Genomic DNA, 17541 nt, shown 5'->3' on the forward strand with positions numbered 1-17541 from the left:
GAACGCCATTGTTTCGATCGAACGTGACGTTTTGAGAGGAATTGAAAAGAACTGAGACGGCGGCTTTTGCGGGGCGCAACTCAAATCAGAATAGGAGCAAGGCGATTCTCAAAGATTCTGTCGCTGTTTCTGTTCTCGATTTCCTTCAGGAGTGAACTGATGCCCCTCATCCAGATTAATGACACTACATTACGCGATGGCGAACAGGCTGCGGGAGTTGCCTTTAACCTGGAAGAAAAAGTAGCAATTGCCCAATTCTTAGACGCGATCGGCGTCCCCGAAATCGAAGTCGGGATTCCGGCAATGGGCGATGCCGAAATTCAGGCGATTACTGCCGTTCGTCACCTTGGGCTTAACGCAAAGCTGATTGGCTGGAATCGAGCCGTGATTGCAGACGTTACTGCATCTCTGGCCTGTGGCTTAACGCGGGTGCATATTTCGGTTCCTGTGTCTGAAATTCAAATCGCGGTTAAGTTTCAGGGCGATCGTCAGCAAATGCTTACTCGACTGCGAGACACGATCGCCTATGCCAAAGATCACGATTTATACGTGGCGATCGGCGGCGAAGACTCCTCCAGAGCCGAATCCGGCTTTCTGCTCGATGTTTTGCTTCAGGCACAAGCGTGGGGTGCGTCCCGCTTTCGCTTCTGTGATACAGTCGGCGTTCTCGATCCGTTTGCCACTTATGAAAAAGTGCGGGAGTTAATGGCTGCTACTGCACTGGATATCGAAATGCACACGCATAACGATCTGGGATTAGCAACGGCAAACGCATTAGCCGGAGTCAAAGCCGGAGCCGTTTCGGTGAATACAACGGTAAATGGCTTGGGAGAACGTGCCGGAAATGCACCGCTGGAAGAAGTGGTGATGGGATTGAAACAAATTTATGGAATTAAAACGGGAATCGCAACTCATCAGCTGATTGAACTTTCTCAGCTTGTGGCGAAAGCCTCTGGAAGCTGTATTCCACCCTGGAAAGCGATCGTGGGCGAGAATGCTTTTGTACACGAATCTGGTATTCACGCCGATGGCATTCTGAAAAACCCGATCGCCTATCAGCCCTACGATCCGCAAGAAATTGGGCGGCAGCATCGTCTCGTCATCGGCAAACATTCGGGACGGCATTCGCTGATCAATTTATTGCAGCAGCACGGCATCACCCTGACCCCTCAGGAAACCCAAATGATTCTCGATGCAGTCCGGCTGCGATCGACCCAAATGAAGCGCAATCTGACTCCAGACGAACTGCTGACGCTGGTGCAGCACCGCAAATCCACTCCTGCGATCGGCTGAATGACCAGATCAATAACTGGCGAGATGATTCAGATCAATCATCGAATCAATCCGCGATTGCCCTACAGCTTGTTGACGGGGTTTACGATTTGCTGGAGCGTTCTATCTAAAGAATCGATCGCAGGTAAGGTCAAGCGAAAAATATCCTCCAGTACAGTGCGTAATTCATCAATGGTTTTGAGGACGCGCTGTTCGGTTTGTCCGTTCAGATAATGCGTCGAAAGCTGATTGTTTCGCAGAGAATAGCGACAGTCGATATCAGGTCGGGCAACAATCAGGTGATTGACAAACAGAGAATCAGGATGGCTTGCGACATACCAGTTTGATACTTCGTAATCGGGCAAATGCTGCTCCTGAAGGTCAAAGGTGTAGAGCGGCTTCCACGCCTCGCCGAGCTTAGCCTGCATTGTGTAGGTGTGGTTGTCGGCGATAAATCGAAACGGCTCATGGGACGTGCTTTGCTCGATGTCAGGAACTAGACGTAGCGGGGCAGTCAGCGTTAATCCGCCAAATCCCACATCGGCAATATAGGGCTGCTCGTCAATGTCAACCAGAAGCAGCATGTGGGTTCGGGGCATCATCGTTCCTTCAGGTATGTTCCACCGAACCCGTGCCGCCAAACTGGTCACGCGAAATCCAAGGGCGATTAAAACCGATCGCAGCAGCAAGTTTTGCTCAAAGCAATATCCCCCTCGACCCTGCTCAAGGAGCTTTTGCTGAAGCGATGGCAAATCAAGTCGAACGGGCTGCTGGAGCAGCGGATTCAGATTCTCGAAGGGAATGACTGCGGGATGTCGCTGATGAATTGCTTTGAGCGTATCCAGCGTCGGAGCATAATTATTCTCAAGAGAGAATCCATTTGCATTGTTGCGATAGCCAATCCGCTGAAAATAAGCATCAAGATTGACTGGGGCGAAAGTTTGTTCCAATGTATAAACTCCTTTATCCGTCTCAATTCTCAAAGACGGTTATGTTGAGTTTCTCTCCTGGAGAACAAAGCCGCAGCATTTTCGTTAACAACGATTTAAGCAACGATTTAAGAAAGTTCCCCAGTTCTTTCCTCAGTCTAATTTGTTTGACCGTTCAAGCAAGTAGTCTTTCGTAAATCTTTCATTTGTAGATCTTTCATTCATTGGGGCTGTCATTTTAGATCGATCTACTGCCAATAGATGAATGTTTTCTAGATGAACGTCCCCTAGCTCAAGGTTCTCTAAATGCTGTACAGCACTTCGTAGTACCGCGCTCAAAGATTATGTGTCGATATAAAGCTCTTGAATGAGCTGCTCATCCCAGTAGGACGCTTCAACCTTATGCCCATCCGGGTCGCGTACAAAGCAGCCGTAGTAAGGCTCACCGTAGTCAGGTCTGCCTCCCGGCGCACCCTCGTCAATTCCTCCATTGGCTAACGCGGCTTCATAAAACGCATGGACTGCTTCTGGAGTAGGTGCGATAAACCCGATGTGCGTACCATTTCCGACGGTTGCGCGCTGACCGTTGATCGGCGTTTGCACCCAAAATTCGGGATACATCTTTCCGTAAGCCACTGCGCCCGGATGTTCCATAATTCGTTTGCAGCCTAACGTTGGCAACACGCTGTCGTAAAAGGCAACTGCCCGTTCAAAATGGTTTGTGCCGATCGAAACGTGCGAAAGAATACTGGGGCTATCTTCCATAAACCCTCGTCAGATTCGATTCAAGATTAAACTTTGAAGCGATAATAGCAAGTACATTTGCACTAAGTCAATGGGGACGATCGCCTGAATCGATCGATTGCAGGTCAATTACAATACCAGAATTACATTTCTTTGATAGGTTGTGGTTGGCTCGATCGCCTGATTTCGTCTAAGGTAATGAAGCCGATCGCACGACCTTGCTCGACGACCATCAGCTTTTCCGCTCCGGTTTGTAGCATGAGTGAGAGTGCCCGGCGCAGCGTATCGTCTGGGGAAAGGGTCAACTCAGATGAGATTGGATAGGGTTCAGCAGTGGTCAACATGACCGATCGCACCCGCAGCAGCCCCAGTTGACGCACTATATCGTTTGCGCCCACCAGCTCTCGCACAAAGGAGTCGGCAGGCTGGGTCAAAACGCGAAAGGGCGTATCGAACTGGATAATTTGTCCCTGTCGCATAATTAACAGGCGATCGGCAAGGCGCAACGCTTCTTCGACATCATGGGAGACAAATAAGATCGTTTTTTGAAGCTGACGCTGGAGCCGCAAAATTTCATCTTGCAGTGTTGTGCGTGTGATGGCATCGATTGCCCCAAAGGGTTCATCCATCAGCATCACTTGCGGATCGCCTGCCAGAGCACGGGCTAAGCCGACCCGCTGCTGCTGTCCGCCCGAGAGCTGTGCCGGATAGCGACGACGAAACTCCTGAGGTGGTAGTTCGACCAGTATCAATAGCTCATCAATTCTTGCCTGAATGCGGGGACGCGACCAGCCCAGCAGCTTTGGCACGACTCCGATATTTTGGGCAACGGTCATGTGGGGAAACAAGCCCCCCTGCTGAATCACATAGCCAATCTGTCGCCGCAGAGCAGTCCGCGAAACCTGGCGAATATCGCGATCGCCCAGATAAATGCTGCCCGATGTCGGCTCATACAGACGGTTAACCATCTTCAGCAGTGTGGTTTTGCCACACCCCGACGGTCCCAGGATCACGACCAGTTCGCCAGAGTCGATCGTGCCGCTACAGCGATCGACCGCCGGACGAGTCGCCCCCGGAAACCGCAGGGATACCTGATCAAAGCGGATCTGGCTCACAGCAGTCCTTCTTGCTGCAAAAATTCTTTTGCCACCTCTGCGGGTTCGCGCTGCTTGCCGCTGACTTCGTAGTTGAGTCGCTGCATAGTTTCATTCGTCAGCAAAGGAGCAAGCTGATTTAACGCCTTCTGCATATCGGGGTGGCTTTCGATCGCAGCCTGCCGCACCACGGGCGCAATTTGATAGGGCGGGAACAACTTTTTGTCGTCTTCCAGCACAATCAGCTTAAAGGCACTGATTTCGCCATCTGTACCAAAGGCAACGGTGACATCTGCCTCGCCGTCAACCAATCCCTTGTATCGCAAACCGGCATCGACCGCCTTGTATTCTTCGAGCTGAAAGTTACCGTACTTTTGCTTGATACCGGGAAGCCCATCTTCGCGCACTTCAAATTCGGGCGGACCGATCATCGTGAGTTCGCTGGCTTTTGCCGCCATGTCTGAAATGGTTTTTACTCCAAACTTTTGAGAACCTTCAGTCGTCATCGCCAAAGCCTGCGTGTTGTTCATTGGGGCAGGCTCCAGCCACACCAGATTAAATTTCTCCTTGTAGTTCTGGGAAACGGTGTCGAAGACCGCTTTTTGATCGCTATTCGCCGGCAGTTTCAGGACGGTAAGCAGTCCGGTTCCCGTATATTCCGGGTAAACGTCAATTTCACCGTTTTCGAGTGCTTTTTGAGCCACGGGTGTTCCGCCTAGGTTCAGCTTGCGCTCGACCTGAAGCCCAGCTTTTTCTAGCACCGAGGCATACATCTCGCCGATGATAAACTGCTCTGTAAAGTCCTTGGAGCCAACCCGAATCGGAGTTTGAGTGCTGCTGCTATTGCCGCCCGTCGCGCAGGCAATCAGAATGCCCGCCGTGACCAAAGCCAGCAGGGGCAGGATGATAAAGTGACGGATTCTTTTCATGGAATCTACTTTTCGTAAGGGATTTAAATGAAGCTTCACTGTCAGTTTCAGTCATCCTGCCATAATACCGAACTCAGGGAAGCCAGCGTGGACGTAATCCGGCAATGTTGAGTGCTTGGGGCTGTGCCTGAACAGGATTGCCTCGATCGTCCTGCACCACAGGCAAAAACCAGAGCTGACTGCTGGCGATCGTCGTGCCTGCCTGAGTCTGAACTGAACCAGACTGATTCGGGTCATTGGTCGCGACAATCTGGTCAAACAGAATTCCCAGCCCGTCGGGAGCGAGGCTAACCTGAATATCGCGCTGGAGCGGCAGCCGCAGCAAATCGGTGAGCTTTCCGGTTTCCAAATGAATTGCGGCAATGTAGGGTTCTTCCAGGTATAAATCTCCTGGCAGCAGTTTGGTGTAGAGGCAGTAGAGTGTCTGCTTTGCCCGGTCGAACTGTGCTTTGAGAATCGAACCGTTGGTTTTGAGCAGCTCTTTTTCAGTGCCTTGATTCGTGACATAAAACAGTGATCGCGACGGGTTACCGGGCGTGCTGTTAAAGTTCACCATTGCTGCTGCCGAGCCATCCTGAGAAAAGCTCAAAATCATGCCAAACCGGGGCAGAAAGTCGAGGCGCTGAGCATCCGTTGCGAGCGGCAAAATTGCCATTCCCTGACCCTGTGACATGGCAAGCGATCGGCTATCGGGCGCGATCAAAAAATCACCGCCCGGCTCGGTTTTAATTTGCTGCGGGGCTGCCCCGGTTTTCAGCATCCACAAGCCGAACTCAGCCTGGTTTTTGCGATTGGCGCGCTGAACGACGATCGACTCTCCATCGGGAGACAGGTCAAACTTGAGATTCTGATAGTCTTTGTTGTCCAGGATGAGATTGATCGTGCCCGCAGGCTTCGCCGGAACCGCAACAGGCGCAACACCCTGCTTCAGTTCGGTGGGGGTGCTGGCAGGAGATTCGATTTGAATTCCAGTGCTGACCGTGTAAAGCTGCTGATCCAGCACGTTCTGCATATTCTGAGCCGAGTCCGTCGCCGAAAATAAGATGCGATCGCCCTGCGGATACGGTTCAAACTCCATTACGGCAAGGTTTGGCGGCGTGAGGATGCGCTTTTCCTGGCGGGTCAAATTTTGCAGCACCAGTCGCCCTTTCTCTTCCCCCGCTACACCCAGATAAACAAACGCTCGCTCGCGGGTGCGAAACGTGCCGCTAAACTGCGAGTTTCCGGCATGGGGATCATGGGCAGGGGTAAACCGATCGCGAATGCCGCTCAGCGTCACCTGATAAGTTTCTCCGTAGGGAGCCGGAGTTTCTAGGGTGTATGCCATGCGTCTGCCTGCCCAGCTTACCTTGCCGCTCAGCGGTGGATCGATCTTCAGGTTACTTTCCACGCTGCTGTGATCCATCGGACGGCTAAAAGTGAGAATAAATGCTGTATCTTCTGCGCCGACTTGCCGCCCCGCCCAGCTAAAGTCGCGCACTCGTGCCATTGCCCGATCGCCTTTAATGATTAGTCCGCCAATTGCCAGCGTTAATGCCAAAATCAGCACAATTGCAGTGCGATCGATCGGCTGACGAAGCGATTTAAGACGACTCAACGAATTAGCCATGCTGTCAAAGTTAAAACTTTGTACTGTTATGTTAAAACCTGTGCTTTAAGGAGTGTCCTTGATGTCGAGCCATTAATCAAGTTTTCTGAGCTTGGCTCACGAACGCTAGCTATGGCTTGAGCACTAAGAATCTCGACGCGAATGCTGTGTCCCTAATACTTTTTCCCTACAGGTATTCGGTTGTGATAGTCAGGCTTTGGTCACAACCACAATAACAAAGCTGAAGGATAGACCGGACTAAATCGGCAAGTTTGCACGCGGATCAAATGTCTCGATCTGCCGCAGTTTTTCGTATAGCTCTCGCTCTTGCTCGGTCAGATCTTTGGGGGTGACGATTTGAACTTCCACAATTTGATCGCCTCGATCGCCGTCAATCAAATATCCTTTGCCCCCCAGCCGCAGCCGTTGACCCGATCGCACACCCGGTGGAATCATCATGCGGGCTAAGCCATCCAGCGTGGGAACTTCGATCGGTCCGCCCAGCACTGCTTCAGCAGGGGTAATGGGCAACTGACAATAGATATCGGCTCCGTCGAGCTGAAAGAACGAATGGGGTGAGACTTCGATTGTCAGATACAAATCGCCGCCGTTGATGCCCTGTCCTTTCAGGCGCACCTTTTGTCCGGTAAACATTCCGGCAGGCATATTCACTTCCAGCGATCGACCGTCTTCCAAGCGAATCCGCTCCCGTCCCCCGGTGTAGGCGCGATCGAGGGGAACAGTGAGGGTTGCCTCCGCATTACGGGGTTTGGGTCCAGAGCGGGGAACGGTGTAGGTCGTTTTGGTTGTGCCAGGGCGGAAGGGATCGCGATCGCGGGCAGGCGGGGGGTCGGCAGGCTGGTCTCGGCGGTTTAGCAACTGATCGACGAACGAGTTGAAGTCGCGAAACTGCCCGAAGTCCATGTCTTCAGGAGCACGATTAAAGTTACCCCAGCCGCGCTGTTTGCTGCCGCCATCCTTGTCCCAAAATCGCTTGTATTTGTCGTACTGTGCGCGTTTGGTTGTATCCGACAAAACCTCGTAGGCTTCGTTGAGATCTTTGAACTTTTCCTCTGCGACCTTATCGCCGGGGTTCATGTCCGGGTGATACTGCCGCGCCAATTGGCGGAAAGTCTTTTTAATCTCTTCGACCGTGGCATCGGCGGAAACTCCCAAAATCGCGTAATAGTTTCGGAAGTTTTGCATTGCGGTGTCCTCTACCACTCGTCGTCATCGTCCCAATCGTCATCCGCCGCATTGGTGTAGGGATCGCTGGGCGGATAGGAGCGGCGGGCATCTCGGCGATAGCGTTGCGAAGCACTTTCCCCCTGAGGGTAATCGTCCTCAGCATAAGGGTCACGGGGACGCGATCGATCTGCGTCATACCGATCTTCTAGATAGCGATCGTTCTCAGCATAAGGCTCACGCTGTCGATCCACCTCTCCGCGTCCGGCATTACGGGGCGATCGAGGCTCATCCCCATAGGGGTCACGCGGTTCCCGCCGACTTGGGTCACGCGGCTGCTCCCAGTTGTCTGCATCGGGGGCGCGCCGACTATTGCGGGAGGAAAATGGGTCTAAATCACGGGGATTTTCATCCCGGTAGCCCTGATTGCCCCTGCCGAGATCGGCTCGATCGTAGTCATCCCTGCCAGGCTTGCCTAAGTTCTCCCTGCTTGAATCGTTGCGGCGATAATCATCCTGCCGGTAATCATCCTGTCGATAGTCACTTCGACCAAAGCTTTCTCTGCCGAGATTGTTGCGGCTATCTTTGCCAGTGTCTTTTCTATAATCCTCTCGACCACTGTAATAGTCACTGCCGCCACTACCAAAGGCATCGCGACCGTTATTACGACTGCCGTTATCCTGGCGATAGTCCTGGCGATAGTCGCGTCCGTAGTCCTGACGGGAATCGCGCCCGTAGAGGTCGCGTCCATAATCCCGGCGATCGTCGTAGTAATAGTCGTCATCGTCGCCAAACAGGTCATCGCCAATGCTGGACAGAGTGCGGCGAATTGAGCCGAAGAAATCTTTCTCGTCTTCGTCGTCGCGGGTAAGGGAATAGACTTCCTGCTGCAATTCGTAGATTGCGTCGCGCAGGTCTGCTTGAGTGATGTCGATGCCGCGATCGTCGTTTTGCTTCAGATAGCCGCGCAATTCCTGCACCAGATTTTCGATCCGGCGACGGTAAGAGCTGGCAAACTGCATGCCAAAATCGAGTGCCACTTCCCGCAACTGCCGCTCTGCTTCAAAGGTGAGAGCCTCTGCTTTGGTACGTTTCTCGATGCGATCGCGCAGCTGCCGATCCTGGTCAGCAAACTTCTCTGCCTCCTGGATCATGCGCTGCACTTCGGCTTCGTTCAAGTTTGAAGCTCCCTGAATCGTTAAGCCCTGTTCGCGTCCGGTGGTTTTGTCCAGCGCAGTGACTTGCAGAATCCCGTTTGCATCAATGTCTAATGACACCAGAATCTGCGGAATGCCGCGTGGCGCAGGCGGAATGCCCATCAGCTTAAAGCGACCGAGCGACTTGTTATCGTTTGCCATTTCGCGTTCGCCCTGCACCACATGGACTTCCACCATCGTCTGGTTATTTTCCGATGTGGAGAACACATCCGATCGCCGTACCGGAATTGTAGTGTTGCGGGGAATTAGCTTTTTGGTGACTCCCCCGATCGTCTCTAGACCGATCGACAGTGGCGTAACATCAAGCAGCAGGATATCGCGCACTTCCTGGGTGAGAATACCTGCCTGAATTGCGGCTCCAACAGCGACGACTTCATCGGGGTTGACGTTTTCGTTGGGTTCCAGATCAATCAGCGATCGCACCAACTGCTTTACCATAGGCATGCGGCTACCGCCCCCCACCAGCACCACCTGATCGATCCGAGCGGGCGATAGCTGAGCGTCTGTCAGGGCTTGCTTAACGGGCTGACGTAGACGGTTCACCAAGTCGCTGCAAAAGCCTTCAAACTGCGATCGGGTCAATCGGGTTTCGAGATGCAGGGGTCCGTCTTCGGTGGCGGCGATAAACGGCAGATTAATCTCGGTGACAGTAGTTCCCGATAGCTCAATCTTGGCTTTCTCAGCCGCTTCCATCAGTCTCTGAAGGGATTGGCGATCGTTCCTTAAATCAATTCCATGCTGCTCTAAAAACTGATCCGCCAGCCAGTCTACGATGCGCTTATCAAAATCATTACCACCGAGCTGGGTATCACCGCAGGTGGCTTTCACCTCGAATACACCATCGCCCACGTCTAGAATTGAAACATCAAATGTGCCGCCGCCCAGATCAAAGACCAGAATCGTTTCATTGTCGGCACGATCAAGTCCATACGCCAGAGCTGCCGCCGTGGGTTCGTTGAGAATGCGAAGCACTTCCAGTCCAGCAATGCGTCCGGCATCGCGGGTCGCCTGTCGCTGTGCGTCGTTGAAATAGGCAGGAACCGTAATCACTGCACCCGTCACGGATTCACCCAGATAGCGCGTCGCTTCTTCTGCCAGTTTTCGCAGCACCATTGCCGAAATCTCTTCGGGCGCAAAGTCTTTCTTCAGACGCGGACACACAATTCTGACGCTGCCCGTTTCGTCTCTGCGAATTGTATAGGGTACGCGCTTAGCGTCTGGGTTGACTTCGGTGTAGCGACGACCCATAAACCGCTTCACGCCGTAAAAGGTATTCTGAGGGTTCAGGACGGACTGCCGCCGCGCCATTTGCCCGACCAGCTTTTCGCCATCTTTTGTAAAGGCAACGACTGACGGGGTCGTCCGCATTCCTTCCGCATTGGCAATGACAATGGGCTTGCCGCCTTCCATCACTGCGACAACTGAATTGGTGGTTCCTAAGTCAATGCCAACGACTTTTCCCATGAACTGCGAAGCTCCTCGCCTGTTTAATGCGAAATGTTGAGAATGGTTGCCAATCCATTCTATCTTGCTACTGATGATGGACACGGTAAGGTTTTCCGTCAAGTCCGGCTTTCCACCGTTGGATGACCTTACCCATGCCCCAGGCAGTTTTTACTGCAATTACGCCGATCGCCCTTTTGCAAAGCGTACCATTGCTGTCCGCAGTTCATCTGTCGATTCTACCCATCCTAGAGGAACTCTCCCGACTGAAACCGATCGGAACCGTTTTGTCTGCAATCCTGGTTATGCCTACCCGCTGAATAACGCGATTTGGGTTGCTCCCCTAGCTCCCATTTTGGAGGGAACCGAGCCCTTACAAGGATTCGAAGTCCGCCCTCGCTAGTTTAGAGCGGCAGGTGACAAAGCTCGTTTAGAGCGGCAGGTGACAAATGGGAGATTAACAATTGGGAGATTAACAATTGGGAGATTTAGGGAGCGATGTAGAAACCCTCATCCCTATCAAACCTCCTTTAAGAAGCAGCCCACCTGTAGAATCAAAACATGAATTTCCGCTTAGGCTGTGCAATCTGGGCATATAAAGAGTGGGTCGGCTCGCTGTTTCCCTCTGGCAGTCGATCGTCTGAGTTTTTGCGGCTCTACAGCCGTCGATTTACTACGGTGGAAGGCAATACGACCTTTTATTCGATCCCCGACTCGCCGACTGTGCAGCGATGGGCAACCGAAACGCCTGCTGATTTTCAGTTTTGCCTGAAGCTTCCGCGTGATTTGACCCATCAAGGATTATTGACGGCTGCCATTCCGGGGACGATCGCCTTTCTGAAACGCATGGAGCCTCTGGGGGAGCGATCGGGTCCGATGTTTGCCCAACTCCCGCCCAGCTACAGTCCGGCTCGCCTGGAAGATTTGACCGCATTTCTCACCGCTTTTCCGCGCAGCCAAACGCCCCTTGCTCTGGAAGTGCGCCATCCCGACTGGTTCAAAGAGCCATACGCTAGCCATCTCAACGCGCTGTTAACTGATCTGGGGATCGGACGAGTTCTGCTCGATACGCGCCCCATTTATGACTGCCCCGATGATCCGCAATTGCGCTCGGAGCGACGCAAGCCCCCGGTTCCGCTTCAGCCGGTGGTGACGGCTCCGTTCACGCTGATTCGCTATATTAGCCATCCCGATCGCGATTTTAACCTGTCTTATCTCAACACCTGGACCGAGCAAGTTCGCGAGTGGCTGACCCAGGGAACGCAAGTGTATTTCTTCGTTCACTGTCCAGTCGAAGTTCACTCGCCGCAAAATGCCCGCTTATTTCAGCAGCTTTTAGCACAGCAGAAAGTCTCTGTGCCGCCCCTTCCCTGGGAGCAAATCAGCCTGAACGAATCTACTCCGCCTCAATCTACCCAGCTCGAACTTTTCTAACCGACCCCCTGCCTCCTCCTGGAACTCAGCTAAAGAATTCCTGCGTCCTGAATAGAATCCTCTGCGATCGTGGCAGAGTAGACTTTACCGTTTGACGTGCATATCCCATGAGTTCTCCTGACGCAAATTCCCCGCCGATGCCAGACCGTCCCACTGGACAAACCCCGCCGATGAATCTCAGCACTCGACTTGCCTATGGCGCAGGCGATCTGGGTCCGGCGATTACCGCGAATGTTCTGGCATTCTTTTCGCTCGTCTTTTTCACGAACGTTGCCGGACTGAACGCCGCCGTTGCGGGTAGCATTCTGCTGGTTGGCAAAATCTGGGATGCGGTGAATGATCCGATCGTCGGGCTATTGAGCGATCGAACGCAGTCAGCCCAAGGCAGACGCTATCCCTGGATGCTGTACGGCGCGATTCCGTTTGGGATAACTTTCTTTTTGCTGTGGTTGGTTCCTCGCTTCAGTGCAGATCCGGGCGCAAATCAGCAGGCGTTGTTCTGGTACTACGTCATTATCGGCATCCTGTTTAATAGCTTTTATACAATGGTCAACTTGCCCTACACGGCACTGACTGCTGAACTAACGCAGGACTACAACGAGCGCACCCGCTTGAACAGCTATCGGTTTGCGTTTTCGATCGGCGGCAGTATCTTTTCACTGATTCTGGCACTGCTGATTTTTCAGGCGTTTCCCAACCCAGAGCAGCAGTATTTGATTCTGGGGGGCATTTGCGCTGTGATTTCGACAATTCCGCTTTACTGGTGTGTGTTTGGCACATCGGCGCGATCGAAAGTCGTTGCCCGCATTACAGATTCAGCAACCCCCACCGCCCAAAACCTCAGCCTCGCCGTGAACGCCCTTCCTCAGTGGCTTCAGCGATGGCTCACCTCCACGCAGGGAGAACAATGGCGGCAGAAGAGCTGGCTCGTCAATTTTCTCGTCACTTTCACCAATGTGCCGTTTCTGTATGTAATTGGCATTTACCTGTTTTCCTGGCTGGCAGTTCAAGTCACGGCTTCAATCCTGCCCTACTATGTGGTAGACGCGCTCAGGCTGCCCTCGGCAAACTTCACTGTGATCGCGCTGATCGTGCAGGCGACGGCTCTGGTGCTGCTGTTCTTTTGGCAACGAGTCAGCGATCGCTACGGCAAAAAAGCGACCTACTTCATGGGCATGGTGCTATGGATGATTGCTCAGGGTTTACTGTTTGGCTTGCGTCCCGATCAGGTTTCTCTGGTTTACCCGCTGGCAGTCATGGCAGGTGCGGGAGTGTCGATCGCCTATTTAATTCCCTGGTCGATGATTCCCGACGTGATCGAACTCGATGAACTGCGAACCGGACAGCGACGGGAAGGCATTTTCTACAGCTTTATGGTGCTGCTGCAAAAGCTTGGACTTGCGGTAGGGCTATTTCTCGTGGGGCAATCGCTCGATCGCGCCGGATTTTTGGCAACCACTCCCGGACAGCCGCCGCCTGTTCAGCCCGAAACCGCAGTGCAGGCGATTCGATTGGCGATCGGACCCTTTCCCACAGTGGCTTTGATCTGCGGCATGGTGCTGGCTTATTTCTATCCCATTACTCGCGAGAAACACGCCGAGATGCTGCTAAAGCTGCATGAACGGAAAAAGCAGACGCAGGAAGAAGCATAAAAGCAGTTTAGGAGAAGGACTGGCGATGGTGCGAAGAGGCTTTCCTCAGGGGGTGAATTAGCTTCATTGAAACTCAGGTACTCCTTGTCTTTGCCCACCGCTTTGCTCTGCACCTGCCTCTGCAAGGGATCAGGTTAAAGCGATCCCAGACAAGATAAAATCAGCATTACGGGTCGAATCCAGTTGAATGTTCGATCGGATACTATCCATACTGCGCTCTATACTACTGAGGTTTTATGAACAGATTTCTGTCTCGTGTATTTGCTCTCGCGCTGGTTCTGGTGGTTGGGTTAATGGGCTGCTCATCGTCGCCAACCGGACTCAGCGGCAACTATCGCCAAGATACCCTGGCACTGATCGAAAGCCTCAAAGGGGCACTAGAATTGCCAAATGATTCGCCTGACAAGATAGAAGCACAGGTAGAAGCGCGTGAAAAGATTAACGATTTCTCAGCTCGCTATCGCCGCGACGGTTCGCTGCTGAAGCTTAGCTCTTTTACTACGATGAGAACTGCTCTGAACTCGCTTGCAGGTCACTACAGCTCCTATCCCAATCGCCCTGTCCCCCAAAAACTAAAGGACCGTCTGGAAATTGAATTTAATCAGGTCGAAGCGGCTCTAAGACGAGAAGGTTAATATTCGCTCTTAATCTGTAGTTTTCAACTTAAAAAATTGAGTTTCTAACTTAAAAATTGCAAGCTGCGAGGGGTCGATCGATCCCTCTTTTTGTTGGTTTTGTAGTCAGTGGATGGACATCATTAAACGAAGGATGGGTTAAACAAAGCGGTAACCCGTTCATCTCCAGCATTTCTGACGATGATACTTACGCTGTGATAACCCATTCTCCGAAGAGCCTTTTAATTCTGCTGACCTGCCTATCTCTGGTTGAATGATGTCCTGCTACTTGCCAGAGATTCTACATTGCCCCCTAAATTCCTCAATTCCAGAAGACTTTGAACCCGGCAAGAGATCTAGGTCTGTCACCTTGTTGGGAGCTAGAGGGCAATTCGGATCGCTTTTACTATTTCTCAGATATCTTCTCAGACATCTTTGCTGAAGCAAGCGAACGCCACGACTCCTCTGTTACTCAGAAGTTTTTGCGACATAGCTTTGAACAATACCGTTCTTCTGCATCATGAATTTTTCGAGCTTTTTATACAGCTCGATCGGGAAGAAGCGAACTGAATACGCAGCCGCAAAAGTCTGAAACGTTCGATAGGGTTCTTCTGTCAAAATCGGGCTGTAGGCTGACATCGCTCTGTGTGAAAAAGAGATCGCCATTTGCCCATCACGTAGCGAAACGGCTCGTCGAGCTAAATGACGCAACTGATAAGCCATCGCAGGGCGCATCCATTTCTGGCAAGCGTCTGGAGCGTACTGCTCTACCGCTTTAAGCATTCGTTCCCAGGAAGCTAATTTCTTCTCAAGGTTGGCAGAAAATCCTCTTGAGTTCACTCGATAGAGCGTTAGTGCATCTGGAATTCCAGCAACTTTCCAAGACGTTGTCAAAGCAATTCTCATCCAACACTCCACATCTTCAGAAGGATGGATGCTTCGATCGGGGTTAAAAAAGCAAGTTTGCTCTGTTTGACCCTGATTAAGGGTGTATTTGATATCTTCTAAAGTGCTACGTCGAATCACAGGTACAGAGCCATTGCCGATCGGTGTTCGACAAAGTAAATCGAGTGGTGTGATGTCTTCTAGCTTCGTGATGACCTGATACATTCCAAGCGATCGATCAAATTCATCGATCAACTCCGATCGGCAAAAACTGACACCAACTTCAGGAGCATTATTGAGATGTTCTACATGCTTAGCGAGCTTGTCAGGTTGCCATAAATCATCTCCGTCGAGAAAGGCAATATATTCTCCGTCAGAGTTGGCAATTCCAAGGTTTCTAGCAGCAGCAGGTCCCTGGTTTTCCTGGCGTAGAATTCTGATTCGAGGATCTTTAAACCGTTGGCAAATTTCAACGCTTCTATCTGGTGAGCCATCATCAACAATCACCAGTTCAAAGTTTTGATAACTCTGTGCCAGAACAGATTCGATCGTTGAAGCGATATACTTTTCTACTCCATAAACAGGGATAATTACTGTTACCTTGTTCATACAATTCTCCAATTCAAAGAATACTGTAGGCACTAAACTTTACCCGAATCTTTTTACTCTTTTTGAGCTAGGAGGCGCAGCAGGAACACACCGAAGCATCAGCTACATCGGTACAAAAATAAACAGATGAATGCAGTTAGCAAGAAATGGAAAAACCAAGAGAGAACCCATGCTGGGAAAGCTCTCGTTTCTCTGGTTTGGTTTGATTAGGTTTGTCCTTTTCCTCAAATCGAGAAGGTGATATCAATAGCCATCATTGCTCTGGCAATCGATACTCTTTTTGTTGCTGAGCAAAGGCTATGAAGCTTGGAAAAAGAAATTCCAAGGGATAAAGAATCTTCTATTCGTTAAAACCCTGATTCGCTAGCAATCTTGAAGCGATGCACCATCAGCATTATCTAAGCTCCTTGGAAAAAGGGATTCCAAGGGATGAAGAATCTTCTATTCGTTAAAACCCTGATTCGCTAACAATCTTGAAGCGATGCACCATCTAGCATTATCTAAGCTCCTTGAAAAAAGAGATTCCAAGGGATAAAGAATCTTCTGTTCGCTAGAACCCTAATTCGCTAACAATCTTGAAGCGATGCACCATCAGCATTATTTAAGTTCATACCCCCTCGGTGAACATCCGCATTTGGTGCTTCTTTACAAAAAGAACATATTATTGATTGCGTAGTAATCCTTGGTTAAAGGCAGCCTTTAGCAATTTCATGACGAAAGCAAAATGCTTTGCCTTGAAGGATTTGGGAGAATTAGGAGCTGCGAACATCCGCATTTGGTGCTTCTTTACAGAAAGAACATATTATCGATTGCGTAGTAACACTGGTTAAAGGCAGTCTTTACAGAAAGAACATATTATCGATTGCGTAGTAACACTGGTTAAAGGCAGTCTTTAGCAATTTCATGACAAAAGCAAAATGCTTTGCTTTGAAGGATTTGGGAGAATTAGGGGCTGCTTTAACGTTTCTTTTCCAGTCAGAATGTTTTTTCCAAAATTCTAGATTTCGATTCTGCAATGTTTCACCCTACCTTGACCGTTTCTTTCACTTACAGGGCAGTTTCAGCAAGAATTATGGTTTCTCAACGGTTGTGGACGGCAATCGGGTTACGGCTCCCGCTTGGTTCCCCCTCCGCGCTGGCTGGCAGAGTTTCTGAAGGTGCTGGACACTCGAATTGAACACGCCCGCTTCGCCCTGGTGTAGTAGAAGCAAAAGGCTGTTTCTTCAGCATGGCTTAGCCTGGCTGCGCTTAAACTCGGTTTGCCTGGGCGATCGTCCGGTTGCTTCAGCATGCCTGAATCGATTCGCGAGTGGAGTGCGATCGTTTGGCTTCCTCTCACAGTCAGCTCCCACGACCTTTAGAATAAATGACAGCGACGCAGAGGAGAGCTTGAATGGAGATTGCCTCAAGAAAACCGCGATCGTCCCGGAACTGGGCCGGCGGGACGGCAGATTTTTTACTAGCGGGAATGGTTGTGGGTCCGCTGATGGCTCCGTTTCTGGCAGGGTCAGGATTGTCGGGTGTACCGATCGTGGCAAATATTATTTATTTCATGGGTCGTCACGTCTGCCCGCAGCCCGAATTGGGTCTTGCCCTGTCGCCCCCTTGGATAATGGCAGTCTGTATGCGCTGCTATGGTACGGTTCTGGGTTTATTCGTAACGCGATTACTTTATGGCATGACGAAAGGCAGAGGATTTTACTGGCTGCATCAGTACGGCTGGGGCGGGGCGATTTTTGCCAGTGGGCTGATGATGGCTTATGGATTTGAGTACGGAGCGCAGATGTTTGCGGGCTGGCAAGTCAACCAGGGCGTCATGACCCTGTTTGGACTGATCACAGGCGTTGGTTGGGGACTGCTGGCAATGCCGATTTTGCACGGTTTAAGGAAAGTTGCCGCACCTGCTCAGTAGCATTGCTCAAAGAGAATATGGCGGGAACTCTGGG

Annotated in this window: 14 protein-coding genes and 1 pseudogene; 7 read left to right on the plus strand and 8 right to left on the minus strand. The window is 51.3% G+C overall.

Translation table 11 applies throughout. The features are described 5' to 3' along the window. Nucleotides 1-159: 159 nt before the first annotated feature. On the plus strand, nt 160-1293 hold the full coding sequence (nifV, locus tag NDI45_RS02990) for a homocitrate synthase (RefSeq protein WP_348246205.1): 1134 nt from the start codon (nt 160-162) through the stop codon (nt 1291-1293). Nucleotides 1294-1355: 62 nt separating this feature from the next. Here nifV and NDI45_RS02995 read toward each other — a convergent pair whose 3' ends face one another. From NDI45_RS02995 to dnaK, 7 genes are all read right to left on the minus strand, one after another. Further along, nucleotides 1356-2222 carry an arylamine N-acetyltransferase gene (locus tag NDI45_RS02995; protein ID WP_348246207.1) on the minus strand — a complete coding sequence of 289 codons (867 nt, stop codon included), beginning with the start codon at nt 2220-2222 and terminating at the stop codon, nt 1356-1358. 321 nt (nt 2223-2543) lie between these two features. After that, nucleotides 2544-2966, minus strand: coding sequence for a VOC family protein (locus tag NDI45_RS03000; RefSeq protein ID WP_348246209.1), 423 nt, complete (start codon nt 2964-2966; stop codon nt 2544-2546). Between the two features lie 122 nt (nt 2967-3088). Continuing rightward, complete coding sequence (locus NDI45_RS03005; protein WP_348246211.1) at nt 3089-4060, minus strand: ABC transporter ATP-binding protein; 972 nt, start codon at nt 4058-4060, stop codon at nt 3089-3091. Continuing rightward, nucleotides 4057-4968, minus strand: a complete 912-nt coding sequence (locus NDI45_RS03010; RefSeq protein WP_348246213.1) for a glycine betaine ABC transporter substrate-binding protein — start codon at nt 4966-4968, stop codon at nt 4057-4059. Before NDI45_RS03010 ends, NDI45_RS03005 begins: the two co-directional genes overlap by 4 nt. Before the next feature lie 73 nt (nt 4969-5041). Beyond that, complete coding sequence (locus tag NDI45_RS03015; protein WP_348246215.1) at nt 5042-6577, minus strand: hypothetical protein; 1536 nt, start codon at nt 6575-6577, stop codon at nt 5042-5044. Between the two features lie 237 nt (nt 6578-6814). Then, complete coding sequence (locus NDI45_RS03020) at nt 6815-7762, minus strand: J domain-containing protein (protein ID WP_348246217.1); 948 nt, start codon at nt 7760-7762, stop codon at nt 6815-6817. An 11-nt stretch (nt 7763-7773) separates the two neighbouring features. Beyond that, nucleotides 7774-10422: a molecular chaperone DnaK gene (gene dnaK / locus NDI45_RS03025; RefSeq protein WP_190794365.1), complete on the minus strand. Its 2649-nt coding sequence runs from the start codon at nt 10420-10422 to the stop codon at nt 7774-7776. 134 nt (nt 10423-10556) lie between these two features. Here dnaK and NDI45_RS03030 point away from each other — a divergent pair, with 134 nt between their 5' ends. The 4 genes from NDI45_RS03030 to psb27 all read left to right on the plus strand — a co-directional run bounded on the left by NDI45_RS03030 (nt 10557) and on the right by psb27 (nt 14122). Continuing rightward, complete coding sequence (locus NDI45_RS03030; RefSeq protein WP_190794366.1) at nt 10557-10721, plus strand: hypothetical protein; 165 nt, start codon at nt 10557-10559, stop codon at nt 10719-10721. Nucleotides 10722-10962: 241 nt separating this feature from the next. Further along, nucleotides 10963-11835: a DUF72 domain-containing protein gene (locus NDI45_RS03035; RefSeq protein ID WP_190794367.1), complete on the plus strand. Its 873-nt coding sequence runs from the start codon at nt 10963-10965 to the stop codon at nt 11833-11835. 137 nt (nt 11836-11972) lie between these two features. Beyond that, nucleotides 11973-13487 (plus strand): MFS transporter, encoded by a 1515-nt coding sequence (locus NDI45_RS03040; RefSeq protein WP_348246413.1) that lies wholly within the window; start codon nt 11973-11975, stop codon nt 13485-13487. Nucleotides 13488-13723: 236 nt separating this feature from the next. Continuing rightward, the gene (gene psb27, locus NDI45_RS03045) at nt 13724-14122 is read left to right on the plus strand and encodes a photosystem II protein Psb27 (protein ID WP_190794368.1); all 399 of its coding nucleotides are present in this window, start codon (nt 13724-13726) and stop codon (nt 14120-14122) included. A 447-nt stretch (nt 14123-14569) separates the two neighbouring features. On the opposite strand, the gene NDI45_RS03050 is transcribed toward psb27, so the two are convergent. Then, nucleotides 14570-15595 (minus strand): glycosyltransferase family A protein, encoded by a 1026-nt coding sequence (locus tag NDI45_RS03050; protein ID WP_348246221.1) that lies wholly within the window; start codon nt 15593-15595, stop codon nt 14570-14572. Nucleotides 15596-16681: 1086 nt separating this feature from the next. On the opposite strand from NDI45_RS03050, the pseudogene NDI45_RS03055 reads away from it, so the two are divergent. Both NDI45_RS03055 and NDI45_RS03060 read left to right on the plus strand, forming a co-directional pair. Further along, a pseudogene (locus NDI45_RS03055) lies at nt 16682-16797 on the plus strand (protease); the annotation flags it as partial. 191 nt (nt 16798-16988) lie between these two features. Continuing rightward, the gene (locus NDI45_RS03060) at nt 16989-17507 is read left to right on the plus strand and encodes a DUF2085 domain-containing protein (RefSeq protein WP_348246222.1); all 519 of its coding nucleotides are present in this window, start codon (nt 16989-16991) and stop codon (nt 17505-17507) included. The last annotated feature ends 34 nt before the right edge of the window (nt 17508-17541 follow it).

It is taken from the genome of Leptolyngbya sp. GB1-A1 (genome assembly GCF_039962475.1).
Lineage (GTDB): Bacteria > Cyanobacteriota > Cyanobacteriia > Elainellales > Elainellaceae > Leptolyngbya_A.